Source organism: Sphingomonas benefaciens (assembly GCF_052907485.1).
On sequence record NZ_JBREIC010000001.1, the window covers coordinates 390,621 to 415,629 of the forward strand.

General features: G+C 67.4%; 24 protein-coding genes, 2 tRNA genes and 1 other annotated feature. Of the genes, 12 read left to right on the forward strand and 14 right to left on the reverse strand.

Annotation, left to right across the window (positions count from 1 at the left end):
* Window positions 1-6 precede the first annotated feature (6 nt).
* Together ACU5AX_RS01850 and ACU5AX_RS01855 are read right to left on the reverse strand one after the other, a co-directional pair.
* Window positions 7-1,632 carry a carboxylesterase/lipase family protein gene (locus ACU5AX_RS01850; protein ID WP_446689432.1) on the reverse strand — a complete coding sequence of 542 codons (1,626 nt, stop codon included), beginning with the start codon at window positions 1,630-1,632 and terminating at the stop codon, window positions 7-9.
* Window positions 1,629-2,936 (reverse strand): spinster family MFS transporter, encoded by a 1,308-nt coding sequence (locus tag ACU5AX_RS01855; protein ID WP_446689433.1) that lies wholly within the window; start codon window positions 2,934-2,936, stop codon window positions 1,629-1,631. Before ACU5AX_RS01855 ends, ACU5AX_RS01850 begins: the two co-directional genes overlap by 4 nt.
* Before the next feature lie 144 nt (window positions 2,937-3,080).
* Here ACU5AX_RS01855 and ACU5AX_RS01860 point away from each other — a divergent pair, with 144 nt between their 5' ends.
* Both ACU5AX_RS01860 and ACU5AX_RS01865 read left to right on the forward strand, forming a co-directional pair.
* Window positions 3,081-3,764 (forward strand): TetR/AcrR family transcriptional regulator, encoded by a 684-nt coding sequence (locus tag ACU5AX_RS01860; protein ID WP_446689434.1) that lies wholly within the window; start codon window positions 3,081-3,083, stop codon window positions 3,762-3,764.
* A gap of 64 nt (window positions 3,765-3,828) precedes the next feature.
* The gene (locus ACU5AX_RS01865) at window positions 3,829-4,725 is read left to right on the forward strand and encodes an SDR family NAD(P)-dependent oxidoreductase (protein WP_446690443.1); all 897 of its coding nucleotides are present in this window, start codon (window positions 3,829-3,831) and stop codon (window positions 4,723-4,725) included.
* Between the two features lie 50 nt (window positions 4,726-4,775).
* Here ACU5AX_RS01865 and ACU5AX_RS01870 read toward each other — a convergent pair whose 3' ends face one another.
* The 3 genes from ACU5AX_RS01870 to ACU5AX_RS01880 all read right to left on the reverse strand — a co-directional run bounded on the left by ACU5AX_RS01870 (window position 4,776) and on the right by ACU5AX_RS01880 (window position 5,781).
* Complete coding sequence (locus ACU5AX_RS01870; RefSeq protein WP_198352995.1) at window positions 4,776-5,030, reverse strand: hypothetical protein; 255 nt, start codon at window positions 5,028-5,030, stop codon at window positions 4,776-4,778.
* Between the two features lie 162 nt (window positions 5,031-5,192).
* Window positions 5,193-5,330, reverse strand: a complete 138-nt coding sequence (locus ACU5AX_RS01875; RefSeq protein ID WP_446689435.1) for a hypothetical protein — start codon at window positions 5,328-5,330, stop codon at window positions 5,193-5,195.
* Window positions 5,331-5,541: 211 nt separating this feature from the next.
* Window positions 5,542-5,781 (reverse strand): hypothetical protein, encoded by a 240-nt coding sequence (locus tag ACU5AX_RS01880; protein ID WP_446689436.1) that lies wholly within the window; start codon window positions 5,779-5,781, stop codon window positions 5,542-5,544.
* Window positions 5,782-5,961: 180 nt separating this feature from the next.
* Window positions 5,962-6,017, forward strand: a sequence feature (sul1 is cis-regulatory element that is thought to sense ions involved in sulfur or methionine metabolism; They are found in Alphaproteobacteria).
* A gap of 61 nt (window positions 6,018-6,078) precedes the next feature.
* On the opposite strand from ACU5AX_RS01880, the gene ACU5AX_RS01885 reads away from it, so the two are divergent.
* A complete protein-coding gene (locus ACU5AX_RS01885) occupies window positions 6,079-7,557 on the forward strand; it encodes a SulP family inorganic anion transporter (RefSeq protein ID WP_446689437.1) in 1,479 nt (492 codons plus the stop codon).
* Window positions 7,558-7,622: 65 nt separating this feature from the next.
* Here the strand turns inward: ACU5AX_RS01885 and ACU5AX_RS01890 are convergent, their stop codons facing one another.
* Window positions 7,623-8,459 carry a helix-turn-helix transcriptional regulator gene (locus tag ACU5AX_RS01890; protein WP_446689438.1) on the reverse strand — a complete coding sequence of 279 codons (837 nt, stop codon included), beginning with the start codon at window positions 8,457-8,459 and terminating at the stop codon, window positions 7,623-7,625.
* A 96-nt stretch (window positions 8,460-8,555) separates the two neighbouring features.
* On the opposite strand from ACU5AX_RS01890, the gene ACU5AX_RS01895 reads away from it, so the two are divergent.
* The 4 genes from ACU5AX_RS01895 to ACU5AX_RS01910 all read left to right on the forward strand — a co-directional run bounded on the left by ACU5AX_RS01895 (window position 8,556) and on the right by ACU5AX_RS01910 (window position 11,508).
* Window positions 8,556-9,458, forward strand: coding sequence for an SDR family oxidoreductase (locus tag ACU5AX_RS01895; RefSeq protein WP_446689439.1), 903 nt, complete (start codon window positions 8,556-8,558; stop codon window positions 9,456-9,458).
* A gap of 166 nt (window positions 9,459-9,624) precedes the next feature.
* Window positions 9,625-10,308 carry a hypothetical protein gene (locus ACU5AX_RS01900; RefSeq protein WP_446689440.1) on the forward strand — a complete coding sequence of 228 codons (684 nt, stop codon included), beginning with the start codon at window positions 9,625-9,627 and terminating at the stop codon, window positions 10,306-10,308.
* A gap of 138 nt (window positions 10,309-10,446) precedes the next feature.
* The gene (locus ACU5AX_RS01905) at window positions 10,447-10,743 is read left to right on the forward strand and encodes a hypothetical protein (RefSeq protein WP_232473835.1); all 297 of its coding nucleotides are present in this window, start codon (window positions 10,447-10,449) and stop codon (window positions 10,741-10,743) included.
* An 84-nt stretch (window positions 10,744-10,827) separates the two neighbouring features.
* Window positions 10,828-11,508, forward strand: coding sequence for a hypothetical protein (locus tag ACU5AX_RS01910; RefSeq protein ID WP_446689441.1), 681 nt, complete (start codon window positions 10,828-10,830; stop codon window positions 11,506-11,508).
* 226 nt (window positions 11,509-11,734) lie between these two features.
* Here the strand turns inward: ACU5AX_RS01910 and ACU5AX_RS01915 are convergent.
* From ACU5AX_RS01915 to ACU5AX_RS01930, 4 genes are all read right to left on the reverse strand, one after another.
* A tRNA-Pro gene (locus tag ACU5AX_RS01915) sits at window positions 11,735-11,811 on the reverse strand.
* A 47-nt stretch (window positions 11,812-11,858) separates the two neighbouring features.
* Window positions 11,859-11,934 (reverse strand) — tRNA-Ile (locus ACU5AX_RS01920).
* A 129-nt stretch (window positions 11,935-12,063) separates the two neighbouring features.
* On the reverse strand, window positions 12,064-12,327 hold the full coding sequence (locus ACU5AX_RS01925; protein WP_198352986.1) for a hypothetical protein: 264 nt from the start codon (window positions 12,325-12,327) through the stop codon (window positions 12,064-12,066).
* A gap of 180 nt (window positions 12,328-12,507) precedes the next feature.
* Window positions 12,508-13,914 carry a M28 family peptidase gene (locus ACU5AX_RS01930; RefSeq protein WP_446689442.1) on the reverse strand — a complete coding sequence of 469 codons (1,407 nt, stop codon included), beginning with the start codon at window positions 13,912-13,914 and terminating at the stop codon, window positions 12,508-12,510.
* A gap of 143 nt (window positions 13,915-14,057) precedes the next feature.
* On the opposite strand from ACU5AX_RS01930, the gene ettA reads away from it, so the two are divergent.
* On the forward strand, window positions 14,058-15,737 hold the full coding sequence (gene ettA / locus ACU5AX_RS01935) for an energy-dependent translational throttle protein EttA (RefSeq protein ID WP_446689443.1): 1,680 nt from the start codon (window positions 14,058-14,060) through the stop codon (window positions 15,735-15,737).
* Window positions 15,737-16,192, forward strand: a complete 456-nt coding sequence (locus ACU5AX_RS01940) for a ribose-phosphate pyrophosphokinase (RefSeq protein WP_446689444.1) — start codon at window positions 15,737-15,739, stop codon at window positions 16,190-16,192. The genes ettA and ACU5AX_RS01940 overlap by 1 nt, the downstream gene beginning before the upstream one ends.
* A gap of 7 nt (window positions 16,193-16,199) precedes the next feature.
* Here ACU5AX_RS01940 and ACU5AX_RS01945 read toward each other — a convergent pair whose 3' ends face one another.
* The 4 genes from ACU5AX_RS01945 to ACU5AX_RS01960 all read right to left on the reverse strand — a co-directional run bounded on the left by ACU5AX_RS01945 (window position 16,200) and on the right by ACU5AX_RS01960 (window position 22,832).
* Window positions 16,200-16,973 carry an NYN domain-containing protein gene (locus ACU5AX_RS01945; RefSeq protein ID WP_198352983.1) on the reverse strand — a complete coding sequence of 258 codons (774 nt, stop codon included), beginning with the start codon at window positions 16,971-16,973 and terminating at the stop codon, window positions 16,200-16,202.
* 113 nt (window positions 16,974-17,086) lie between these two features.
* Window positions 17,087-19,960, reverse strand: coding sequence for a TonB-dependent receptor plug domain-containing protein (locus tag ACU5AX_RS01950; RefSeq protein ID WP_446689445.1), 2,874 nt, complete (start codon window positions 19,958-19,960; stop codon window positions 17,087-17,089).
* Between the two features lie 370 nt (window positions 19,961-20,330).
* Entirely contained in the window at window positions 20,331-20,816 is a 486-nt protein-coding gene (gene greB / locus ACU5AX_RS01955) for a transcription elongation factor GreB (RefSeq protein ID WP_446689446.1), read from the reverse strand.
* A 6-nt stretch (window positions 20,817-20,822) separates the two neighbouring features.
* Window positions 20,823-22,832: a lytic transglycosylase domain-containing protein gene (locus ACU5AX_RS01960; protein ID WP_446689447.1), complete on the reverse strand. Its 2,010-nt coding sequence runs from the start codon at window positions 22,830-22,832 to the stop codon at window positions 20,823-20,825.
* A gap of 145 nt (window positions 22,833-22,977) precedes the next feature.
* On the opposite strand from ACU5AX_RS01960, the gene dapA reads away from it, so the two are divergent.
* Genes dapA through ACU5AX_RS01975 form a run of 3 tightly spaced genes read left to right on the forward strand, consistent with a single transcriptional unit; the run spans window position 22,978 to window position 24,969 of the window.
* Window positions 22,978-23,862, forward strand: coding sequence for a 4-hydroxy-tetrahydrodipicolinate synthase (gene dapA, locus ACU5AX_RS01965; RefSeq protein ID WP_446689448.1), 885 nt, complete (start codon window positions 22,978-22,980; stop codon window positions 23,860-23,862).
* A gap of 49 nt (window positions 23,863-23,911) precedes the next feature.
* The gene (gene smpB, locus ACU5AX_RS01970; RefSeq protein WP_198352978.1) at window positions 23,912-24,394 is read left to right on the forward strand and encodes an SsrA-binding protein SmpB; all 483 of its coding nucleotides are present in this window, start codon (window positions 23,912-23,914) and stop codon (window positions 24,392-24,394) included.
* On the forward strand, window positions 24,394-24,969 hold the full coding sequence (locus tag ACU5AX_RS01975) for a DUF2062 domain-containing protein (protein ID WP_446689449.1): 576 nt from the start codon (window positions 24,394-24,396) through the stop codon (window positions 24,967-24,969). The genes smpB and ACU5AX_RS01975 overlap by 1 nt, the downstream gene beginning before the upstream one ends.
* Window positions 24,970-25,009: the final 40 nt, after the last annotated feature.

Consider the following 25,009-nt stretch of genomic DNA (forward strand, 5'->3'; position numbering starts at 1 on the left):
CGCCGGTCAGTCGCAGCCCTTGACCGGCGGCAGCGGCGACAGCGGCGCGTAAAGGCCGACGTTCCAGTTCCACGGTACCGTTGCGGCGGCGCGGCGGCGGCAGACGACCTGCTCGTTGAGCGCGAACATGCCGGGCATCAGGTCGCGCGACGGCGTCGGCGTGGCGGCGAAATGCATATAGGCGCGTGTTCGGTCATAGGCGGGCCAGGCCGCGGCACGCGACGCGGTCGGATGGCCGTCTCGGACGAAGGACGCCCAATAATCGGTCATCGCCGAGGACAGCGACCGTTCCGCCTCGGTGTCGGGCACCCGCGGCCAGCGCGGCGGCGTTCGGTCGAACGTGCCGAAGACATAGGGCAGTTCGCTAGCGTGGAAGGCGTGCAGGCCGGCATCGTCCGCAGCGGGATAGCTGTGGTCGAACAGATAGAGATAGGCGCTTTGTCCCCGCGCCGACTGTGTCCTCGCCACCCGTTCCGCCGTCCAGCCGTACAGCGCGTCCCGCGTCGTGGCGAGGATGCTCTCCGGATAGGTCGTCGCCGGATAGAGGCGCAGGAACGGCGCGGCAAGATCGCCGTAGCGGGCGCGGATGTCGCGCTCGTAGCTCGCCGCGCCTTGCGGGGCTTTCGGCGCCAGCATGCGCAATGAACGGATTTCGCCCTGGTTGAAGCCGATCAACACGGGGACCGCAGCCTGCCGGCCGGCATCGAACGCCGCCACCATCTGCTCCGGCAGCAGCGTGCCGTCGACCACGCCGAAGGGGGCGAAGCCCAGCTTCGGTGCGCTGTCGGTCAGCGTCTGGGCATCCATCGCGCGCAGGGCGGTGATGTCGGCGGCGTGCAGGGCCGCGCCAAGCGCCGACCCCGCCGCTTCGGCCGCCGGCATGCCGAACGCAGGGGTCTTCAGCGCCGGCATGGAGATCATATAGGCGCTTTCGGCGATCGCCCTGGCGAACAAGCCATGCGCCGACGGCGCGCTCATCAGGTAGAGGACGCTGAGCCCGCCTGCCGACTCACCCGCAATCGTGACCTTGCGCGGGTCGCCCCCGAACGCCGCGATATTGCCTTGGACCCATTGCAGCGCTGCGATCTGGTCGAGCAGGCCGTAATTGCCCGATACCCGACCGGGCGTTTCCGCGCTCAATCCCGGATGGGCCAGCCAGCCGAGCACGCCGAGCCGATAGTTGATCGACACGACGACGATGCCGCGCGCGGCGAGGGCCGCGCCGTCGTACATCGGCTCTCGGCTCGATCCGCCGGCCAGGGCACCGCCGTGGATCCACACCATCACGGGCGCCCGCTTCGCTTTCGCCGGCATCCAGACGTTCAAGGTCAGGCAATCCTCGCTGACCGGCATGGCCGGCTCGGCATAGATGGTGGTGTTCTGCCCCTGGGTCTGCATGCAGGCGGCGCCGAATTGCGTGGCGCCGCGTGTGCCCGACCAGCGCGGCAGCGGTTGCGGCGCGCGCCAGCGCAAGGGACCGACCGGCGGCTTCGCATAGGGAATGCCCTTGAACACGGCGAGCGTGCCGTCGGCGACGCCCCGTACGGTGCCCGCGGGCGCGGCGATGCTTGGCGCGGTCTGCGCGGCGGCCGGCGCGGCGGCGAAGGCGGCGGCAAGCAGAACATTTTTCATGCGGCAAACTCCCGACGGCGCAGCGTGCGCGCCAGCGCCAGAAACAGCGCGATGGCGACGATGTAGAAGGGGGCGAGGGTGTAGAGCGACAGCTGCAGCGGATTGTCCGCGCCGGCCGCGGCGAACCGGTCGCTGGCTGCCCCCACCCAGGTGGGCCCGAGCCCGAGCCCGATGAAGTTCATCACCAGCAGCAAGAGCGCGCCGGCCAGCACGCGCTGGTTGGGCGCGGCTTCCTCCTGCACCAAAGTGACGGAGCAGGAGAGATAGAAATAGTTGAAGAACATCACGATGGTGAGCAGCGCCAAGGCGAGCGGCCAGCCCGGCGCCCAGACGAAGGCCACGTAGAATGGCAGGGCGATGGCCAGCGATGTCGCCGGGGCGATGGCGAAGACCCGGCGCGAGCGTTTCGAGAAACGGTCGATGATCCGGCCCGAGGCGATCATGCCGCCACCCATGCCGACGACGATCGCGACGGCATACCAGATGGCGATCTCCGACAGGGTCATACCCTTTTCGCGGATCAGGAAGAGCACCGCAAAATTGCCGAGGCCGTAGGTGACGAATTGCGTCGCACCGCTCCCGAGGGCGGCAAGCATCATCACCGGGCTGCGGAAGAAGGTGGCGAGCGTCTGCCAGAACGGCGCCTTGGCCTGGGCAGGGGCGGCGACCGGATCGGATGCGCCGCGCATCGGCTCCGGGACGATCCAGGGCAGCGCGAGGGCGGCGACGAGGCCGGCGAGACCGATCGCCACGAAGGCGTCGCGCCAGTCATAGGCGGCGGCGATCGAGGCGCCGAGCGCGATGCCGAGCGCCGCGCCGATCGGCGGGCCGAGATTGTAGATGCCGAAGGCGACCCCGCGCCGCCCCGGGGCGAAGGTGTCGGTGATCAAGGCGTAGGATGGCGGCACGCCGCCCGCCTCGCCGAAGCCGACCACCATCCGCGCCGCCACCAGCTGTGGGTAGGTGCGCGCCATGCCGCAGGCGATCGTCGCCGCGCTCCAGATCGCGCAGGCGCAGGTCAGGACACCGACCCGGCTGGTCCGGTCGGCCAGCCAGCTCACCGGAATGGCGATGAAGCAATAGAACATCGCGAAGTACAGGCCGCCGATCAGCCCCAGCTGGCCATCGCTGATGTGCAGGCTGTCCTGGATCGGCTTGGCAAGGATGCCGAGCAACTGCCGGTCGAGGAAGTTGAGCACGTAGACGAAGGTGAGCATCGCGAGCACGATCGCCGGACGACGTCGCGGCGCCGCTCCCGATGGTGCATGCGGCCGTCCCGTCGCCACGCTGCCTGCGAGTGCCATGTTCCTCTCCCGCCATGTCGCGTGGATTATGCCGGCAGGATGGGGCAGGGTCTTCGGAGTGTCAATGGACACTCACTCGCGTGAGAGTAAATTGTCGGTTGAAGCCTGCTTGACGCCGTCGGGTGAACGCCGGAGGGAAGGGGCGTGAGCCAGACCGAAAAACCCGCCCGCCGCTCTCGCAAGGCTGAACAGCGCGCCGAGACGATGGAGCAGATCTACGACGCGGCGGAGGAGCTGTTCTCGAAACACGGCCTCCACGGCGTCACGTTGAAGGACGTCGCCAAGCAGGTCGGTGTCCACCACACGCTCCTCAACTATTATTTCACCGACAAGAAGGCGCTGTTCGACGCCGTCTTTACGCGTCGCGCGGCGGTCACGGCGGACCGGCGGATGCAGGCGCTCGACGCCTATGCCGAAGCCAGCAACGGTCGACCGACCGTGGAGGGCGCGCTGCGGGCGTTCCTCGACACCGACCTCGACCTGTACATCGACGGCGGCGAAGGGTGGAAGAATTACGCCAAGCTCGGCGCGCAGGTTGCCAACACGCCCGAATGGGGGGCGGAGCTGATGGACGAGCATTTCGACCCCGTCGTGCTGCGGCTCATCGCCTTGCTCAAGCAGGCGATGCCCGACTGTCCGGAGGACCGGATCTTCTGGGGCTATCATTTCGTCACTGGCGCGCTGATGCTGACGCTCGCACGGACCGGTCGCATCGACAAATTGTCCGGCGGCTTGTGCCAGTCCGACGACTTCGCCGCGGTCAAGGAAGTGATGGCGACGTTCATGGCCGCCGGCTTCCAGGCGATCTGTTCGGGGCAATCGCGCTAGCGGCTTGCACTTGCCATCATGTTCGCTATCACCCGAGTGAACGTAATAATGGAGGAGCAGGATGATGGCACTAAACGGGCGGGTCGCGATCGTGACCGGAGCGGGCGGCGGCTTGGGGCGCGCCCATGCGCTCTACCTGGCCAGCAAGGGCGCGCAGCTGGTCGTCAACGACCTGTCCGAACAGGCGGCTGCCGCGGTGGTGGACGAGATCCGGGCGGGCGGCGGCACGGCGATCGCCGCGATCGGGTCGGTCACCGACGAGCAGGCGGTTGCCGCCATGGTCGACACGGCTCTCGCGCAATGGGGATCGGTCGACATTCTGATCAACAACGCCGGCATCCTGCGCGACAAGAGCTTCGTCAAGATGACGATGGCCGACTTCCAGACAGTGGTCGACGTTCACCTGATGGGGGCCGCGATCTGTACCAAGGCGGTGTGGGAATCGATGCGGAGCCGCCGCTACGGGCGGATCGTGATGACCACCTCCTCCTCAGGACTCTACGGCAATTTCGGCCAGGCGAACTACGGCGCCGCCAAGATGGCGCTGGTCGGTCTGATGCAGACGCTGAGCATCGAAGGCGAGAAACACGACATTCGCGTCAATTGCCTCGCTCCGACGGCCGCGACGCAGATGACCGAGGGGGTGCTCGATGGGGAAAGCCTGCGCATGCTGGCGCCCGACCGCGTATCGCCGGGACTGTTGCGGCTCGTCGGGGACAATGCACCGACGCGCACGATCCTGTGTGCCGGCGCCGGCCATTTTGCAGTGGCTGAGGTGACGCTGACGCAGGGTGCCTATGTTGGGCATGACGCCGATGCGGACGTTCAGGTGGTCCGGCACTGGCCGACGATCACCGAACGCGCTGGCGCCTTCGTTCCGCCCTATGGCTTCTTCCAGGCCGAGCGGGAAGTCGCCGCTGCCCAGCGCGATGCTGGGGCGGATGCGAGACTATCGGCCTGAGCGCCCGGCACGGCCGTCGGACTTCGGCCCGCAGGTCCGCGGCCGCTGCCTCAATGCTCGGTCAGTGCGACGACCTCGAAATCGAAGCGCTGCCAGCCGTATCTGCGGGCGGCCTGCTCGGTCAGCGCCCGTTTGCCTGCAGCCTCCTTCGCCGACACGGCATGGCCCCAGAACACCTCAGTCTTGCCGTTCTGAAGATAGGCGACGATCCGCCAATAATGGGTGAAGGGCGCGGCGGTCGGACCGATCGTCTTCACATAGCCGTCCGCCATCGTCGCGGTCAGATAGCGCTTCTTCCTCGCCATGGTCGCGCCATAGCGCGGCCCGGTCGGACGTGGGAGGGGTGACGGCAGGGTTTATTGCCCGGGCGTGCCAGGGGCGTGATCGAGAGAGAACGTCATGATTCCCTCCATGCGCGAGGTTTATGCCGCGTCACTTATGATGTCGCAGTGGGAGCGGCGCCTTGATTAGCGGCGCGCGCCCATGCCTCGGGCGGGGGCGAGGGCCAGCGCCCGGCCATCGCGTTGCGGGCCCATCCGCAGTTCGAACCCGATGACGAGGAGGTTCGCGGCGATGAAGGCGGACATGGTGAGGTAGAAGGCCATTGTTCGTCTCTCTGCGATGCCGATACTGCGGCGGTGACGATCAAGCGATGGCTTTGCAAAGGTTTACGCCGCGTGAGCGTAGCCGTTAGAAGCGCCAATCCTGCGATGGGCGGTGTCGTGCGTGCGGTGATCGGCGTTGTTCTGACCCGCCTATCATCAGCTGGCTGGGAACTGCCGCCCGCCGATGCCTAGCGGCGGGCGGCGATAATGCTTAGCGGCAGACGCGGATGCGACGATGATGGCGATAGAAGATGCGGCAGCGGTCGTGACGTCCGTAAGCGTAATGACGCCCACGGGGCCCGCGATGGCGATCGAAGCGGTCGGGACCGCGATCATCGCGGTGGTGGAACCGGTCGGGGCCCGGTTCATGGCGTTGCGCCTCCGCCGTGCCGGTGAAACCGAGGCTGGCGGCAAACATGCCCGCGGCTACGAAGAGCGTCTTGAGTGTCATGGATCCTCCTTTTGCGCCGCCCATTCGGCGCGCGAGGGACATACGCGAGGGAAACGGCAACGTTCCTGACCGAAGGCCGCGTCGCGATGGATCTGGCCCGAGCCGCGATCCGCCGAAGCCGCGACCGCGTCGCGTCACGGCTTGCGCCGGAGGCATTGCGGCGCTAGCGGACGGCAACCGCCTGGACCCGGTGAAACCCCGGGTGGCTATTCCGGCCGCCGATCCGCCGGACAACGCATCTGCATCCGATCGTCGAACGCCATAGCGCACACGGATGCCGTGATTGCGGACCCTGTCATGACCTTATCAATCTCGCACTATCGCGCCGAATGGTTTGCCGATCCCCGCGCCGCCCGGCGTGACGTCCTCGCCGGCATGGTCGGGACGTTCGCCCTGATCCCGGAAGTGATCGCCTTCTCCGTCGTCGCGGGCATCGATCCGGAGGTCGGCCTGTTCGCCTCCTTCGTGATCGGCATCGTCATCGCCGTCTTCGGTGGCCGGCCGGCGATGATCTCCGGTGCGGCCGGATCCGTCGCGCTGGTCGCCGCCGCGCTCGTCCATGCGCATGGCTTGCCCTATCTTCTGGCGGCCACGCTCCTCGCCGGGCTGTTCCAGATCGTCTTCGGCCTGTTGAAGCTCGACGTGCTGATGCGGTTCGTCTCGCGCTCGGTGCGCACCGGCTTCGTCAATGCATTGGCGATCCTGATCTTTTCCGCGCAGGTGCCGCAGATGCTGGGCGTGAGCTGGCACAGCTATGCGATGATCGGGCTCGGACTGGCGATCATCTATCTGCTTCCCAAGCTGACCGCGGCGATACCGTCGCCGCTGGTCTGCGTCGTGGTGCTGACCGTCGTCAGCATGCTGGTCCCCATGCCGTTGCGGCTGGTCGGTGATCTCGGCCGGCTGCCGAGCGCGCTGCCGTCGCTGCACCTATCGCAGATCCCATTCGATCTCGCGACGCTGCGGATCGTCGCGCCCTATGCGCTGGCGATGGCCGCGGTGGGATTGCTGGAGTCGATGATGACGGCACGTGTCGTCGACGATCTCACGGAAACCACCAGTTCGAAGGCGCGGGAATGTACCGGGCTGGGGCTCGCCAATGTCGCGGCGGGCCTGTTCGGCGGCATCGCCGGTTGCGGGATGATCGGCCAGACCGTCGGCAACGTCCGCTATGGCGGCCGGGGCCGGCTGTCGACATTGGTCGCCGGCGTGTTCCTGCTCATCGTGATGGTGCCGCTTCGCCCCTGGATCGCGCAGGTGCCGGTGGCGGCGCTGGTGGCGATCATGATCATGGTGTCGATCAGCACCTTTTCCTGGAATTCGCTGCGCGATCTCGCCCGCCATCCCAAGGTGTCGGGTGTGGTCATGCTTGCGACGGTCGCAGTGACGGTGGGGACGCACGATCTGTCGGCCGGGGTCGCGGTCGGCGTGCTGCTCAGCGGCGTGTTCTTCGCCTTCAAGGTGACCCGGATGATGCGGGTCACGATCGATTATGATGCGGCAAGCGTTACGCGGATCTACACCGTGTCGGGCCAGATCTTCTTCGCCAGCGCAGAGATTTTCGCCGACCATTTCGACCTGCGCGACTCGGCGCAGCGCGTCCGCATCGACCTGACCGACGCGCACCTGTGGGATATCACCGCCGTCGGCGCGCTCGAGGAGGTCGCATCGACGATGCGGCGCCACGGCATATCGGTCGAGATCGTCGGCTTGAACGCGGCGAGCGCCATACTGGTCGATCGCCACGCGCCTTTAATGCGTGAGAGGCCGGCGTGACCGGGCGGGCGGCGTCGCCCGTCACGTCCGATCCAATCGCGCGTGCCGAGGCTCGCCCGCGACGCTCATGACCCTTGGCGCCCGTCCAGCAACAGGCGCAGCCGCTCGGCATCCGCCGGCGTCGCGGGATTGTAGACGATCATGCCCAGTTCCGGTCGGCCCTCGACGGTGAAGGTGGAAAACTCCATCGCCAGCGGGCCGGTGGGATGGTGCAGGCGCTTGATACCCTCGTTATGCGCGACGACGTCGTTGTCGCGCCACAGCCGGTCGAAATCGGGACTGAGCGCGCTGAGCTCGGCGACCAGCGCGGCGGCGGCGGCGCTGCCGGCGGCGCCGGCGCGGGTCATGTCGGCGCGAAAGGCGGCGACGACGAAGCGGGCGATGCTGTCCCAATCGGCGTTGCGGGCGCGGAGCTGGGTGCTGCCGAACATCAGGCGGAGGATGTTGCGCCCGTCAGGCGGCAGTTTGGCATAGTCGGTGAGCAGCAGCGTCGCCGCGCGGTTCCACCCGACCACGTCCCACATCGCCGTCTTGATGATCGCAGGGCTGAGCGGCATGCTGTCGAGCACCCGTTGCAACCGCGGCGAGACGCCGTCGACCGGCTGGTATCGCGCCTCAGGCGGGCGGCCGAGACCGAGCATATAGAGATGCTCGCGCTCCGGCTCGGTCAGCATCAGCCCCTTGGCGATGCGGTCGAGCACATCGGCCGACGGTGCGCCGCCGCGGCCCTGTTCGAGCCAGGTATACCAGGTGGCGCTGATATTCGCGCGGCTTGCCACCTCCTCGCGGCGCAGGCCGGGCGTCCGGCGACGCCCGCTCGCGAAGCCGAACGCGGCGGGATCAAGACGGGTGCGACGATCGCGCAGATAGCTACCAAGCGGATTGGACGGTTCGCTGGCCATGATGATCCTGTTGGCTCTTATACTAGGATAAAGTCACTACTTTAACAGGTTTCAGACCGCTGCGACATGGTCTCTCGTCATTGAGGAGACTGATCCATGCGCGTGTTCCTGACCGGGGCGACCGGCTTCATCGGCTCGCACGTCATCCCCGAACTGCTCGCCTCCGGTCATAGGGTGCTCGGCCTGACCCGTTCGGACGCCGGCGCGCGTCAGCTCGAAGCGGCAGGGGTGGAGGTGCATCGCGGCAACCTTGATGAGCCCGCGACCCTCGCCAGCGGCGCGGCAGTGGCCGATGCGGTGATCCATTGTGCGTTCGACCACAATTTCGCGACCTTCGTCGACAATACCCGCAAGGACGAGCACAACATCGCCGCGATGGGCGAGGCCTTGGCCGGAACCCATAAGCCATTGCTGATCACGTCGGGGGTCGGGATCGGCACGCCATTGCGCGGCGGGCTGGCCAGCGAGGACGTGCTCAACCCCCGCCACCCCAATCCCCGTATCGCCACCGAACTCGCCGGCGCGGCGCTGACCGCGCGGCGCATCGACGTGCGCACGATCCGCCTGCCGCAGGTGCATGACACCACGAGGGCCGGCCTGATTACCCCGCTGATCGCCGAGGCCAAGCGTGCCGGCGCGATCGCCTATGTCGGCGCGGGAACATCGCGCTGGGCGGCGGCGCACGTCAGCGACGTCGCCAGGCTCTATCGTCTCGCGCTCGAACGGGGCGAGCCGGGCGCACGCTATCACGCCTCCGCCGAAGACGGCGTTGCCGCGCGCGCGATCGCCGAGGCGATCGGACAGGGGAGCGGGCTGCCGGTCCGTTCGATCTCCCCCGACGAGGTCGAGCGATATTTCGGTTGGATGGCCCCCTTCGCGGCGCTCGACATGATCGCGTCGAACGACTGGACGCGCGCGCGGTTGGGTTGGGAGCCGACCGGCCCCGACCTGCTCACCGATCTAGCGGCGATGGACTATGACGCCATAGCGCCGGCCTGACCGCGGCTGGTGGAGGGCGGGGCCCGCCGCCGGCGACTCCGCCCTCCATGCGCCGATCCGCAGGCCGCGGTCTGCTGACCGGCATACGGCGGATAAGGGGTTCGGGGGATCGCCTATCGATCTCGGCAACTGTATCGCCGCTGGCGATGTTCGCTGAGGAGATGAGATGATGGCCTTGCCGTGCCGGTCCGCTACACCTGCCGTTGGTCGGCCCCGGTCCTGGTGCGGGATCGCATCGCCGATCCGCCTTCGCGCCATCCTCGGCCAGGCGGCCTTGATCCTGTTGGCGGTGAAAGCCGGCCCCGCGCTCGCCGTATTGACGTCGCCGGACGCCTATGCGGTCCGAACTCTTGGCGACTGGACCCTGGCCCCGAGCAGCGATGCGCCCGGGTGCTTCATGACCCGCGACTACGCCGGCGCTGGCGGCACCACCTTGCTGTTCGGGCTGGACGCCGATGGGCAGAACCACCTGTCGGTGCTGAACGACAATTGGTCGATCAAACCCAAGGAGCGGCTGACGCTGGACTTTCGCCTGTCGAACGGCCGTTACCTCAAGCAGACCGCCATCGGCATGACGTCGGACCGGAAGCGGGGGTTCGTCACGCGCCTTCCGACCAAGTTTACGGCCGACCTGGCGACCTCCAAATTCCTGAACATCGACCGTGGCGACGTGCCGGTCGCCAGGCTCGCGCTCGACGGCAGCGCGCCGGCGATCGCGGAACTGAAGCGCTGCATCGCCGCCGTCTCGGCCCCGCCGGCTGCCGCAACGGCAAGCGGCAACGACGACCAGACGGTGCCGAAAGACCCGTTCTCGCGTGGGAGCAACAAGCGGTCTTATAAGTCACGCTAGCCGGATCGCAGTCAGGTGCCATTCACCTGTCGGCACCAAAACCCCCGCACCGAGCGCGCCCCCGGGGGAACCGAGGGCCGCTCTTTGGAATTGTTCCGTTTGATCAACAATGTGGGAGGACGCGTTATGTCGCCAGCAATGAAGAAACTGTCGCCGGTGGTCGGGATCATGATCGGTGCGGCGACCTTGGGTGGCTGCGCAACGAAATCCTACGTGCGCGAGCAGATCGCCCCCGTCAGTGCGCGAGTCGACACGCTCGAATCCCGCCTGCAGCAAACCGATGGCACCGCCCGCCAGGCGCTGGCGGAGGCGCAGGCCGCGTCCGCGCAGATCCAGGGCAACGGCCAGCGGCTGGAGCAGCTGAACGGCCGCGTCGATACGATCGACCAGCGGCTGCAGGCGCAGGAGCGCCGGCCGAAGCGCGCTCGCAACTAAGCCGACCCGCCGACCCTGTTCGGCTAAAACCTGCCAGCGTCGCCGCCATGCGACGCTGGCCTTTCGTGTAGAGCGCCCTTGCCGATGATCTCACTTCTTCTGGCGCTCGCCGGCTCGACGGCGATGGGCCCCGAGCGGAAACGCCCGGTCCCGCCGCCACCGGTCGAGCAAGCAGCGCCTTCGGTGATGCCCGCAGCGCTGGAGCTCTCCTCGGCCGCGATCCGGGTGGCGGACTGGGTGTCGGTTTCCGGCGACAACCGCGGTCTTCCATACGTGATCATCGACAAGACGAATGCGTCGATGGTGCTCTACGACGGCGCCGGCATGGAATTGGGCCGGGCGCCGGTGCTGATCGGCATCGCCGTCGGCGACGATGCGACGCCCGGCGTCGGCAGCAAGGACCTGTCGGAAATCGGCCCCGCGGAAAAGACGACGCCGGCGGGACGGTTTCTCGCGAAATTCGGCCCGGCCGCGGGACGCCAGCGGGTGCTGTGGGTGGATTATGCCACGTCGGTCGCGCTCCATCCGATCCCGACGCCAGGCAAGAAGAGCGAACATCGTCGCGAGCGCATGCTCTCGCCGACGCCGGACGACAACCGGATCACCTTCGGCTGCATCAACGTGCCGATCGCTTTCTACACGAAGAGCGTGAAGCCGTTGTTCGGGCGCAAGGGCGGCTATGTCTACATCCTGCCGGACACCAAGCCGCTGGAGACGGTCTTCCCGCGATTGATCGTCCAGGCGGCGATCAGCGGCACGAACTGACAGCCTTGCCGCAGGATCGCTGTCAGGAAGATCACGCGTCGTCCGAGCGACACCCAACGCTAGACCGGTTTTCCGGAACCGACCGGCAGCCCAATGCACCGATAGCGCCCGCCCAGCGCCGTCGCTAGCCATGCTGGCGTTCAGGAGGCTGCGGCTGCTCCCGTCCATACCGCCGGGCATCCGCTCCGCACGGCGAGGGCTTCGTCATGCGAATGACGCGATGGGATGGTCGGGGAGACAGGATTCGAACCTGCGACATCCTGCTCCCAAAGCAGGCGCGCTACCAGACTGCGCCACTCCCCGACGAGCGGCTTGCCGACTAGGCGCTCATTGCGCCCGGTGCAAGCATTTGGTGGGCCCGGCAGGACTCGAACCCGCAACCTAGCCGTTATGAGCGGCCAGCTCTAACCATTGAGCTACAGGCCCCACCATGGTTCCCCGCCTAGCGCAGCGCTGGGCAAAGAAAAAGGGCGCTTCCCTGCTGGAGGAAGGCGCCCTTGATCAAAGAAGGTGCAACGATGCACCGGCGCGCCGGGCGGACCCGACGCAGGCCGATTACATGTTGTCGGCCTTCGCGTCGGCCGCGTCGCGGACGTTGTCGGCAGCGGCGTTCATGTTGTCGGCCGCATTCTCGAGCACTGCCGAAGCCGTGGCGTTCGAGGTGTTGTCCGCGAGGGCGTCCATGTTGTCCGCCTGCATCTCCATGTTGTCGGCCAGCATGTCCGCGTTGTTCTCAACGGCGGCGGCTTCCGGCGACTTCGAGCACGCAGCGACGGACATCAGGCCGGCGGCAGCGAGAACGAAAGCGATCTTCTTCATTCGATAGCTCCCAAGCAATATACAGGTTCGCGGCCGGCCCGATTGCCGACGCGAGACGGCCCAAATACCGCACGACTCCCCGCGGTCAATCACCAAATTCATGTGACAGCAACCAATGCGGCCGATTTGAGGCAAGTCGTTACGCCGACGATGGTCCGTCACGGGTGCGCGATCAGTGGTTTAGCGGCGCGGCGTGACGCTGCCAATCTCCTCCGGCGCATTGGCGACGACCGCCAGCATCGTCGTCCACGCCGCGACGTTCTGCCGCAGCTGTTCGCGGTCGATCCGGTCCAGCACGTCGTCGGGCGTATGGTGCGTGTCGAAATAGCGGGTGCCGTCCTGGTTGAGGTCGATCGCCGCGACGCCGAGCGCCAGCGTCGGGCCGACGTCCGTGCCGTCGCCGCCGACGCCCGCGCCGCGGCTGATGCCGAGCGGCGCCAGCGCAGTCTGCAATCGGTCGGCGATCGGCTTGGCGCTGTCGGGCAGGTTGACCTCGAACCGCCAGACGCGGTCGGCGCCGAAGTCGCTTTCGCCGGCGGTGGCATGACGCTCGCTGCCATGTTTGCTGGCGTAATCCTTGCCGCCATAGCCGCCCGGCTCCTCCGCCCCGAACCACACGACGCGGATGGTGCGGCGCGGGCGTGGGCCGTCGAGCAGGCGCTTGGCGGCTGCGGTGGTGATCGCAACGCCGCTGGCATCGTCGATCGCACCGGTGCCAAGGTCCCAGCTGTCGAGGTGGCCGCCGATCAGCACCACGCCGGCCTTGGGATCGGTGCCCGGCACCTCGGCGATGACGTTGCCGGACGTGCCGGTGCCCGCGAAGCGCGGCGTCAGCACCAGCTTCAGCGTGATCGGCTTGCCGCGCTCCGCCATCCGCTCCAGCAGCTCGGCGTCGGGGACGGACAGGGCGGCCGCCGGGATCGGCGTTACGCCCTCGGGCCAGTTGGTCCCGCCGGTGTGCGGATTGCGATGGTGATCGGTGCCGACCGAGCGGATCACCGTCGCGATCGCCCCCTTGCTGGCCGCCAGCGCCGGACCGACGAAGCGGGCAGGGCCATAGGCGCCATAGCTCGACCCATCCTGCGTCGGCTCCATCGCGTTGCCGATATAGGCGATCTTGCCGGCCAGGCTGCCCGCCGGCGCGTTGGCGAGTTCGCCATAACTGCGGAACACCACGACCGGCGCGGTGATCCCGGCGGGTGGGGTCGCACCCGAATTGCCAAGCGCGACCAGCTTCAGCGTCTGCGGAAAGGGAGCGACCACTTCCGCCCGCTCCTCGCCGCGCAGCCATACCGGCATCTGATATTCCTCGACCCGCACGTTCTTGAAGCCGAGCGCCTTCAGCCGGATCACCGCCCAGTTGCGAGCGCGCGCCTCCGCCTCGGTGGCGGCGAGCCGCTGGCCCACCTCGGTGGTCAGCCCCTCGACGATGTCCCAGGCAACTTCGTCCTTGAGCGCGGCGTCGCGCAGCGCCGCCACCCTGGGATCGACCTTGGCGGGAACCGGTGGCGCCGCCCGCTGCGCGAGCGCCGCGGCGGGCAGGGCGGTGGCGGCGGCGAGCGCCAGGACGAGGGCGGCACGGCTCATGATGGTCCCCTGTGTTTCCAATTGGCTGCGGGGTGTGACGCGATGCGTGGCGGAGCACAAGCGCGGCATTTGCGTGACGCCCCGCCGCTCGCTACATGCGCTGGCAAAATCCCCCAGTCTTCTCGATCAGGAGCCGTCGGCACATGGCCGTCCAGTATACCTACGTCATGAAGGGTCTGACCAAGACCTTCCCGGGCGCCAACAAGCCCGTGCTCAACAACATCCACCTGCAGTTCCTGCCGTCCGCCAAGATTGCGATCATCGGTCCGAACGGTTCGGGCAAGTCGACGCTGATGAAGATCATGGGCGGCATCGATCAGGATTTCCAAGGCGAAGCCTGGGCCGCGGAGGGGGTGCGCGTCGGCTATCTGCCGCAGGAGCCGCAGCTCGATCCGGACAAGACGGTGATCGAGAACGTCCGGCTCGGCGCCGGCCCGATCGTCGAGAAGATCGACCGCTTCAACGCCATTTCGGCGGAGATGGGGGATCCCAAGGACGACACCAATTTTGACGCGCTGATGACCGAGATGGGCGATCTGCAGGCGGAGATCGATGCCGCCGACGGCTGGAGCCTCGATTCGCAGCTCGAACAGGCGATGGAAGCGCTGCGCTGCCCGCCGTCCGACTCGCCGGTCACCAACCTGTCCGGCGGTGAGCGTCGCCGCGTCGCGCTGTGCCGGCTGCTGCTGGAAAAGCCGGACATCCTGCTGCTCGACGAGCCGACCAACCACCTCGACGCCGAAAGCGTCGCCTGGCTGGAGAATTTCCTCAAGGAATATACCGGCAACGTCATCCTCGTCACCCACGACCGCTACTTCCTCGACAATGTCGTCAACTGGGTGCTCGAGCTCGATCGCGGCCGTTATTACACCTACGAAAGCAACTATTCGGGCTATCTTGAGAAGAAGGCGAAGCGCCTCGAGCAGGAAGAGCGCGAGGAGCAGGGCCGCCAGAAGGCGATCGCCGACGAACTCGCCTGGATGCGCCAGACTCCCAAGGCCCGCCAGACCAAGTCCAAGGCGCGTATCCGCGCGTTCGACGAGCTGATGGCGGCGCAGGAGAATCGTGCGGTCGGCAAGGCGCAGATCCTGATCCAGATCCCCGAGCGGCTCGGCGGCAAGGTGATCGAGGCCAAGGGCCTGACCAAGGCCTATGGCGACAAATTGCTGTTCGAGAATCTCGACTTCAGCCTACCACCGGGCGGCATCGTCGGCGTCATCGGCCCCAACGGCGCCGGCAAGTCGACCTTGTTCAAGCTGATCACCGGCCAGGACCAGCCTGATTCCGGCACGATCGAAGTCGGCTCGACCGTCCGCCTCGGCTATGTCGACCAGAGTCGTGACCATCTCGATCCGAACAAGAACGTCTGGGAAGAGATTTCCGACGGGCTCGACATCTTCCGCTTCGGCAAGCAGGAACTGGGCACGCGCGCCTATGTCGGCGCGTTCAACTTCAAGGGCCAGGACCAGCAGAAGAAGGTCGGCCAGCTGTCGGGCGGTGAGCGCAACCGCGTCCACATGGCCAAGATGCTGAAGGAGGGCGGCAACGTCCTGCTGCTCGACGAACCGACCAACGACCTCGACGTCGAGACGCTGCGCGCGCTCGAAGAGGCGCTGGAGACGTTCGCGGGCTGCGCCGTCGTCATCAGCCACGATCGCTTCTTCCTCGACCGCCTCTGCACCCACATCCTTGCCTTCGAGGGCGACAGCCATGTCGAATGGTTCGAGGGCAATTACGAGAGCTACGAAGAGGACAAGCGGCGCCGCATGGGCGATGCCGCCGACCGTCCGACGCGCCTCGCCTACAAGAAGCTGACCCGCTGATGGGGACGGGCCGGCCGCACGGGGATGACCTGGGCGGCTGGCTCGCTGCCAATGGGTTCGAACCCGCGCAGGGGCCGGGAACGATCGCCGACACGGCGCTGGTCCGGTCGCTGCTCGTCGCCGCCGCGCGCGACGGCCGGGCGTTGAGCTACAGCGAGTTGCTCCGGGCGCTGGGGCATCGCTTCACGCGACCGAAGATGCGGGCTCTGTGCAAGACGCTCGACGCGATCGACGCCGATGGCGCCACGCGCGGCGAGCCGGGGTTGGCGGTGCTGGTGGTGCGGGAGAGCGACGGGCTGCCGGGGCAGGGCTGGTGGATCGGAACGTCGGACCGCGGCTATACGGGTGCCTGGGAAGGGGCCGAGGCCGCCGCCCATATCGCGGCGCTGCAGAGTGCCGTATTCCGCTTCTGGGCGGCAGAGCACCCCGAACGCCATCGAGCGCCCGCCCGATAGCCTCCGCCTAGCGCACGCGCTTGACGAACATCCGTCCGTCCTCACGTCGCTCGGTCTGGAAATTCGGCACCGCCTGGATCAGGTCAGCCAACCGGCGATATCCGTAGTTGCGCACGTCGAAGCTGGAGCGATTGCCCGCCAGCTGGCCCATCGCCGACAGGCTGACATAGCCCTTCTCGTCGCGCTTCACCGACCCATAGACGTCGATCAGCAACGCGACCAGTTCCGGGTCGATCGGCTTCGGCTTGGCCGGCGGGGTGGCAGTGTTGGTCCCGATGGCCGCAGGCAGCGATTCGCCGATCGGCACGTCGACGTTGACCGGCTTGGCGGGCTGTACCGGGGTCATCAGCGCGTCGACGTCGATGAAGCGGGTGCAGGCCTGTTTGAACGCCTCTGGCGTCTTGGCACTGCCGAAGCCGTAGACCGGAATGCCGTCCTGGCGGATGCGCATCGCCAGCGGCATGAAGTCGCTGTCCGACGACATGATGCCGAAGCCCTGGATACGTCCGCGGAACAGCAGGTCCATGGCGTCGATCGTCATCTTCATGTCGGTGGCGTTCTTGCCCTTGGTCAGGTCGAATTGCTGCTGCGGCTCGATGCCATGCTTGACCGTCATGTCGCGCCAGCCCTTGAGCCCCGGCTTGGTCCAATTGCCGTAGACGCGCCGGACATTCACCGTGCCCAATTCGGCCAGCACGGTCAGTACCGGGTCGATGGCATGCCAGCTGGCGTTGTCGGCGTCGATCAGCAGGGCGATGTTGCGGGTGGGCGCGTCGGTCATCCGCGAGTGGTCGCGGGCGATCGCGGATCGGTCAACGAAAATCCACGTGGGCAAAAAGATGGGTGCGAGTGGCAGGGCCACCCGCACCCGAGCGAGGGACGCGAGAGACGGGCTTACAGGTGGATGTTCGCACCGAAGCGGAACGTCCGCCCGATCGCGCCGGCCTGCGTATAGGTGGGGTTGTAATTGACCGCGGCATAGTTGCCGGCGTTGAGCGGCGCCTTGGCATCGGTCAGGTTGATGACGTTCATGTAGAAGGTGAAGCGATCGTTGACCTTGACGCTGCCGGTCAGGTCGACGTCGATGAAGCGCCGGACATGGCAGTTGAAGTTCGGGTCGCTGCCCTGATACGTGCTGCTGTTGGCGCACGAGAAGTCGCCGAACTGGTCATAGCCGACCGCCTTGTAGCCCGAGACGTAATAGGCGGTCGCGGTGAGCGCATAGGCACCCGCCTCGATGCTGTTCTGCCAATTGCCGCGCCATTGCGGCGTGCCCGCGCCCGACGAGGTCACATAGGGCGACTGCGTCCCGACGAAGTCCGCATAGGGCTGGTCGGCGCTCGACTTGAACAGATAGTGGAGGATGTAGGTCGCTTCGGCCCGGCTGGTGAAGCGGATGTCGTCGCGCGGCTTCAGCGTGACTAGTGCGGAGGCGTCGATACCCGAGGTCTTCAGTGCCGCGGCATTGGCGAAGGGCGAATTGACGAAGAGCGCGCGCAGCGGGCCGTTCGGATAGGCCGGGTCGATCGAGTCCGGCGTCACCGAATAGCCGGCAGGCATCGTTCCGTTGCCGTAGAAGGCGGCGAGCGCTTGGTTCGACAGCGGCCCGCCGGTGATCACGTCGGTCTTCTTGATGTTGTAATAATCGACCGTGAAGCTCAGCCAGCGCTTCGGCTGCAACACGATGCCGCCGGTGAAGCTGGTCGACAGTTCGGGCTTGATGTTCGGATCGCCGACCGTCGCGAAGCCGATCGAATAGCTCTGGTTGTACGAGCTGCCGCCGGTGCAGCCGGTGCCGCTTGCCGGAACCGTCGCGCCATGCTGCAGCTGGATCGAGCAGGGTGCCTTCGCCGACGTGAAGCCGATCACCGAACCGCTCAGTTCGGCGAAGCTCGGGGCGCGGAAGCCCTTGGAGAAGGTGCCGCGGATCGCGAGCTGCTTGAACGGAGTGAACTTGGCGCCGATCTTCGGCGAGAATTTGTTGTAGCCCTCCTCATAATGATCGAAGCGGCCCGAACCGTTGATCTCGAGGCTGGTCAGCACCGGCGCATTGACCTCGAAATAGCCGGATTCGACCGTACGGTGACCCGTCGCCGAATATTGGTTGAGACCGATCGTCGCCAGGCTCGGATTCTGGTTGGGATCGTTCTGCGCCTCGTAGCGGAACGAACCGCCGACGCCGAGCTGCAGCGGACCGCCGGGCAGCTGGAACAGATCCTTGGTGATCACGCCCTGGATCATGTCGAGGTCGCTGGTCGCCTGGGTCCGCACCGCGGGCGCCAGGGCGCTGCGCACCGCCGCACTGTTCTGCGTCGGATCGACGAAATTGTAGCTGCCGGTGTTGATCGCGTTGGTCAGCGCGTTGAGGTTGAGATAGCCGTTCTGGGTGATGTCGAGCCACGAATGCGCGACCGTGCCCGACACCGAATAGGTCCAGCCGTCGCCGAACGCGCCGTCGATGCCGGCCGCGCCGCGGATGACGTGGTTCTTGTAATCCGACGAACCGACGATGTCGCCGAACAGATAGCGGATCGCCGCGACCTGGCCGCTGGCTGCGAAGGGATTGTTCGGATTGAGCTGGCCGTTGCTCAGCAGCACCGGCAGGACGATGTTCTGCGTATTGGTCGGGTTCACCGACCGGATGTTGGGCGGACCGCTGGGCGCGAACACCTCGTTTTGGAAATAGGAGGCCATCAGATAGGCCTGCGTCCGGTCGTTGACCTGAACGGTAGCGTGGCCGGTGACGCCGAAGCGGGTCTGCTCGGGCTGGATCAACCCGTAATCGGCGACGGTGTTCTGCGTGCAGCCGTTGCCCGCCGCGCCGCTGACCGGCGAGGTGGTGCCGGTGCAGCCATTGGGGTTGAGCACCTGCCACGGGCCGCTGACCGCGCCGGATCCCGACAGCAGATTGCCCGGCGTCTGCTGCGTCGAGGGTGCGACGATCGCGCTGGTCGTCGACCCCGGCACGACCGATCCGGCCTGGTTGTTGTCGCCGCCGATGCTGGAAAGATCGGCGGTGTTGAGCGGGAAGCCGCGGTTGCGCGCGTAGATCGCACCGTCATGCTGATATTCGCCGCTGACGTAGAAGTTGAAGCCCTTGTCCGACAGCTTGCCGGTGCCGAGCGTCAGCGTCGCGCGCTGCTCGCCACCGTCGCCGCGCTGGCTGACCCCCGCCTCGGCGGTGCCGTAGACGCCGGTGATCTCCTTCTTCATGATGATGTTGACGACGCCGCCAATCGCGTCCGCGCCATAGCTGGACGAGGCGCCGTCCTTCAGCACCTCGACCCGGTCGACGATCGCATCGGGAATGGTGTTGAGGTCGACGAACGAGCGCTGGCCGTCGTCCGCCAGCGGATAATTGGCGGTGCGCATGCCGTCGATCAGCGTCAGCGTGGAATTGACGGTCAGGCCGCGCAGCGACACGCCCGAGGAGCCAGCGCCGAAGCCGGCCGAGAAGGCGGTCGGGATCGAGCCGCTGCTGTCCGCCGAGATCGAGCGGATCGCGTCGGAGACGGTGGTGATGCCGGCCTTGGCGAGGCTGTCCGCGGTCAGCACGGTGACCGGCGACGGCGTCTCGCTGTCGGTACGGCGGAACAGCGTGCCGGTGACGACGATGTCGGGGCCGGTCGCAGCCGCCGGTGCGGTTGATTGGGCCGCGGGGTCGGTCTGGGCGGGAGCGGTGTCGGCACTCGCCGGGGCGGTCTGTGCCAGCGCCGGCGAGACGATGACCAGGCTGCCGATCAGCGCGGCGGGAGCGATCGCGGTCATCGCGGCTCCCCGAAGCAGCACGGCGCGAGATGGGGCGACACGGAACATTCTCTTACTCCTCCACACCATGGTGTCCGCCGTATCCCCGTCGCAGTGTCGCGATGCGGTGGCGGGCACCCTATGGATGTCGTGGTGGGAGCGGGCGGGCGGCCTGTAAACGGCCCGTGGGAGGCCGCTGGATGGATCGCGGAGGCCTGTGATGACTAGGTCACGGTATATGACGTATGTGTCACCCTACACATTCGGCAACATTGCGAAATAACAGTGATAAGGCACTGATTTTGTTGTCGGAAATACACTTCTTCGGACCCTGTAAGGGACCCGTCAGCATGTTTGTGTCACCTATATGTCATTCCCGCAAAACGTCGGTTCAGCGGCCCGGCGGATAGGCGATCGTGACGATCTCATACTCCTTCTCGCCGGCCGGCAGACTCACCCGGCGCAGATCGCCGACCGCCGCGCCGCGCAGCGCCCGCGCGAGGGGGGCGTTCCAGCCGATCCGCCCGGCGCCCGCCTCCGCCTCGTCGTCGCCGACCAGGGTCAGCACCCGCTCCTGATCGTCCTCGTCGGCGATCGTCACCGTCGCCCCGAACCACGCGCGGCTGCGATCCTGCTGCTGGGCGGGATCGACGACCTTGGCCGCCTTCATCCGCTTGGACAGCCAGCCGAGCCGTCGGTCGATCTCGCGCAGCCGCTTGCGGCCATAGATATAGTCGCCATTCTCCGACCGGTCGCCGTTGCCCGCGGCCCAGGCGATCGTCTCGACCAGCGCCGGCCGCTCGGTCGCGAACAAGTGCTCATATTCGGCACGCAGCGCGGCATAGCCGGCCGGCGTGATGTAATTGGGACGGTCCATCGCCGCTCAGCCCGGCCGGTTCTTGCCGAGATACCAGCTGAGGTTGGCGGGGCCGCGGCTCTTCGCCCGCGCCGGGTTGATCAGATCGTAGACGACGGCATTCTCGAGTACGCGCTGCACGTAGTTGCGTGTCTCCATATAGGGGATCGCCTCGATCCAATCGACCATGTCGACCGTGCCGGTGCGCGGATCGCCATTGGCGCGCAGCCACTTGTTCACGTTGCCACCGCCGGCGTTATAGGCGGCGATCGCCAGCGGATAGCTGCCGTACAGGTCGAAGATGCGCTGGAAATAGCTCGACCCCAGCATCATCGACAGGTTCGGATCCTCGGTCAGCGCCGAGGCGGTGTAGGTCAGCCCCATCTTGCCCGACTGCTCGCGCGCCGTCGCCGGCATCAGTTGCATCAGGCCGCGCGCGCCGGCATGGCTGACCGCGGTGCGATCGAACTGGCTTTCCTGCCGCGCGATCGCATGGATGATCGTCCACTTGTCCTCATAGCCGGCCGGCACCGCCACCGTCGGGAAGCCGGCGGCGGAATAGTCGGTCAGCCCGTTCTGCATCGCGCTGCGCCCGACCATCACGCCGAGATCGGGCCGGTTGATCTGTCGCGACAGTTCGGCGGCGAGCAGATGGTCGGTCTCGCTCTCGGCATCGGCGGCGATCTGGCGGACGAAAGCGGTCTGGTCCTGCCAGTCGCCGACCTGCCCGAGGAAGCGCACCGCGCGCACCGTCTCGCGCCCCGCGAAGGCCTGGCGCACGGCCGGGGCGATCAGCGGTGCGCCGATCGCCGGCGGCGCGACCAGCGGCCGCCCGGTCCGCTCCAGCGCCAGCTGGCCGTAGAATTGGTCCCGATACGAGGTCGCCTGCGCATAATAGCCGCTCGCCTGCGCGCTCAGGCCGGCCGCCTCCGCCGCGCGACCGGCCCAGTAGAAGCCCTTGGCACGGGTCTGCGGCGCCATGCTGCCGCGGCCATAGCGTTCGAACATCACCATCGCATCGGCCGGCCGGCCGAGCCGCTTCAGCGCGGTCTGCCCGGCGAGCCAGACCAGGCTGGTATAGTCGTCGCGCTCGCCATAGGGCTTCTTCGACACGTCGGTGCCGGCCGGATAGGCGTCGTCGACCTGGCGCGCGATGTCATAGGCGAGCTGATACTGGCCGTCGTTCGCCGCCTCGCGCGCGACGGTGAGCAGCACCTCATACCATTTCTCGACATTGCCCGGCCGCGCGTTCAGCGTCCGTGGCCGCGCCAGATAGCTGCGCACCGTCGGCGCCGCACCGCTGTTGCGCAGCCAGGTGGCGCGGTCGGCGATGAAGCCCGGATCGTTGCCGTAGAGATCGGCGGCGGTCATCGCGACCGTCGCCGCATCCGCCGCATTGGTGCGCAGCGACAGGCGCGCCGCGAACACCGGCCGCATCGTCGCACTGGTCCAGGCGAGCTGCCGCTGCGCGACGCCGGTCGCATTCTGCCACAACAAGGCGTCCATGCGCGCGTCGTGATCGTCCGCGGTCAGCGCATTGGCGAAATAGCTCTGCACGAACGTCTCGTCCGCCGCTGCCAGCGTACCGCGACGCCAGGCCGCCCGTGCCGCCGCCTGCGCTTCGCCGACGCGGCCAAGCGCCTGCAGCGCGCGTGCCTGCGCCACGAAGCCGGTCGCGGACTGGGGCGGGAAGCGGTTGAAATAGGCGACCACGCTGGTCGGCGATCCGCTTGCCGCCTGGCGCTCCGCCGCCCGCCGGTTCGCCGCCTCGCCCGGCCAGCCGGGATGGGCCATGACGAAGCCGGCATAGCTGTCGAACGGCAGCGAGTCCGTCTGCTGCAGCGCCTTCCACTGCGCGATCGTCGCGGCGATCGCCCCGTCCTGCGGCGTCTGGGGCGCCTGCGGCGACATGTTCGCCATCTGCGTCCGATAGCGATCGAGCTGATCGGTTTGCGACGGTGCGTCCTGCTGGGGCACGGCAGCGACGCCGGCGATGGCGGTGAGAAGGAGTCCGAGCGGAAGGCTGGGTGAATGCATGGCTATAAGATAGAGGATCGCGGCCAACCTGTCCTGAACAAAGGCCGACTTTTCGCCGATTCCGTTGGGCGATCCGCCGATTCACCCGATCGGTCGCCGCCGTCGCCCGCTTGACTCGCGCCCGGCGCAGTCGCACGGCGCCGGCATGTTTTCCGGATCCATTCCCGCGCTGGTCACGCCCTTCTCTGCCGAGGGCCGGTTCGACGAGGACGCCTATCGCGCGCTGATCGACTGGCAGATCGCGGAGGGCTCGTCCGCCTTGGTGCCGTGCGGCACGACGGGCGAGGCGGCGACGCTGACCGCCGACGAGCATTTCGCCATCGTCCGCATCTGCGTCGAGCAGGCGGCGGGCCGGGTGCCGGTGATCGCCGGGGCGGGCTCCAACGACACCGCGGTCGCCGCCGCCAATCTGCAGCGCGCACGCGACGCCGGGGCGGATGCGGCGCTGATGGTGCCGCCCTATTACAACCGGCCGAGCCAGGAGGGCATCTTCCGGCATTTCGCGCAGCTCGCCAAGGACGCGCCGCTGCCGATCGTCCTGTACAACGTGCCGGCGCGAACCGTCACCGACATCCAGCCGGCGACGCTCGCCCGCATCGTCAACACCTTCCCCGACGTCTTCGTCGCAGTGAAGGACGCGAGCGGCGCGATCGCCCGCGTCTCGCAGCACCGCGCCGCTTGCCCGGACACGTTCGTCCAGCTGTCGGGCAATGACGACATGGCGCTCGCCTTCAACGCCATGGGGGGCAGGGGCTGTATCTCGGTCAGCGCCAATGTCGCGCCCCGGCTGTGCGCCGAGTTCCAGGCGGCCTGCCAGGCCGGCGACTATGCCGCGGCACTCGCCCTGCAGGACCGGCTCTACCCGCTGCACGACGCGCTGTTCACCGACGCGTCGCCGGGCCCGGTCAAATATGCGATGACCCGCGTGCGACCCGGCTTCCCGGACGGCCTGCGCCTGCCGATGACATGGCCGTCCGATGCGTCGCGCGCGGCGGTCGATGCGGCGCTGGCGCACGCCGGCCTCGTTTGAACCGAAGGGCGCTTCCCCTCCGCGCGATTGAACCCTACATCGCATCGCAATGTCGCGTCCCAAGCCCGCCACCTTCGACAAGAAGAAGATCGTCGCCGAGAACCGCAAGGCCCGGTTCGAATATAGCATCGACACCGTCTACGAGGCGGGCATCGCGCTGACCGGCACCGAGGTGAAGTCGCTGCGCTTCGGCGAGGGGTCGATCGCCGAGAGCTATGCCGAGGTGCGCGACGGGCAGGTGTGGCTGGTCAATTCCAACGTGCCCGAATTCAGCCACGGCAACCGCTTCAACCATGAGGCGAAGCGGCCGCGCAAACTGCTGCTGCACGAGCGCGAGATCAACAAGCTGCACGGCGCCGTCGCGCGTGAGGGCATGACGCTGGTCCCGCTGTCGGTCTATTTCAACGGCCGCGGCCGCGCCAAGGTCGAGCTGGCGCTCGCCAAGGGCCGCAAGACGCACGACAAGCGCGAGGCGATCAAGGAACGCGACTGGAAGCGAGACGCGGCGCGCATCATGCGCGACCGCGGCTGATGCCCGCGGCCGGGGCGTCGGTCTGGCAGCGTCTGGCCGCCTGGGGCCACCGCAATCTCCCCACCCGCGAATCGATGGAATCGAGTTGGCTGCTGCGCCCGGTCGCGCATCGCGTCCTCGATCCCGGCCTGTGGCGCTTCACCCGCCGATCGGTGCCGCGCGGGGTCGCGCTCGGCGTCATCGCCGGCTTCCTGTTCCCGGTCGCGCAGATCGCCGTCGCGGCGCTGTTCGCCCTGCCGTTCCGGGCCAATGTGCCGGTGGCGGCGCTGACCACCTTCATCACCAACCCGTTCACGACGCCGTTCCTGTGGTATGTCGCCTATCGGATCGGCGCCTGGCTGCTGCGCAGCGAGGCGGCGACCATCGCCCAGCCGGTGACGGAGGCGGCGACCGGCTGGCTGCATTGGTTGACCAGCACCTTCCACTGGCTGTGGGCGCAGGGGCCGGCATTCGGCCTGGGCCTGCTCACCCTGACGGCGCTCTGCGCCCTGGCCGGCTACGCCGCCTCGGCGCTCGGCTGGCGGCTGTGGATTGCGCGTAAGTGGCGGCATCGACACGCAAAATCTGGCGATTGACGAGGCGTCTTAACCAGTTACAACACGCAGTATCCGATGT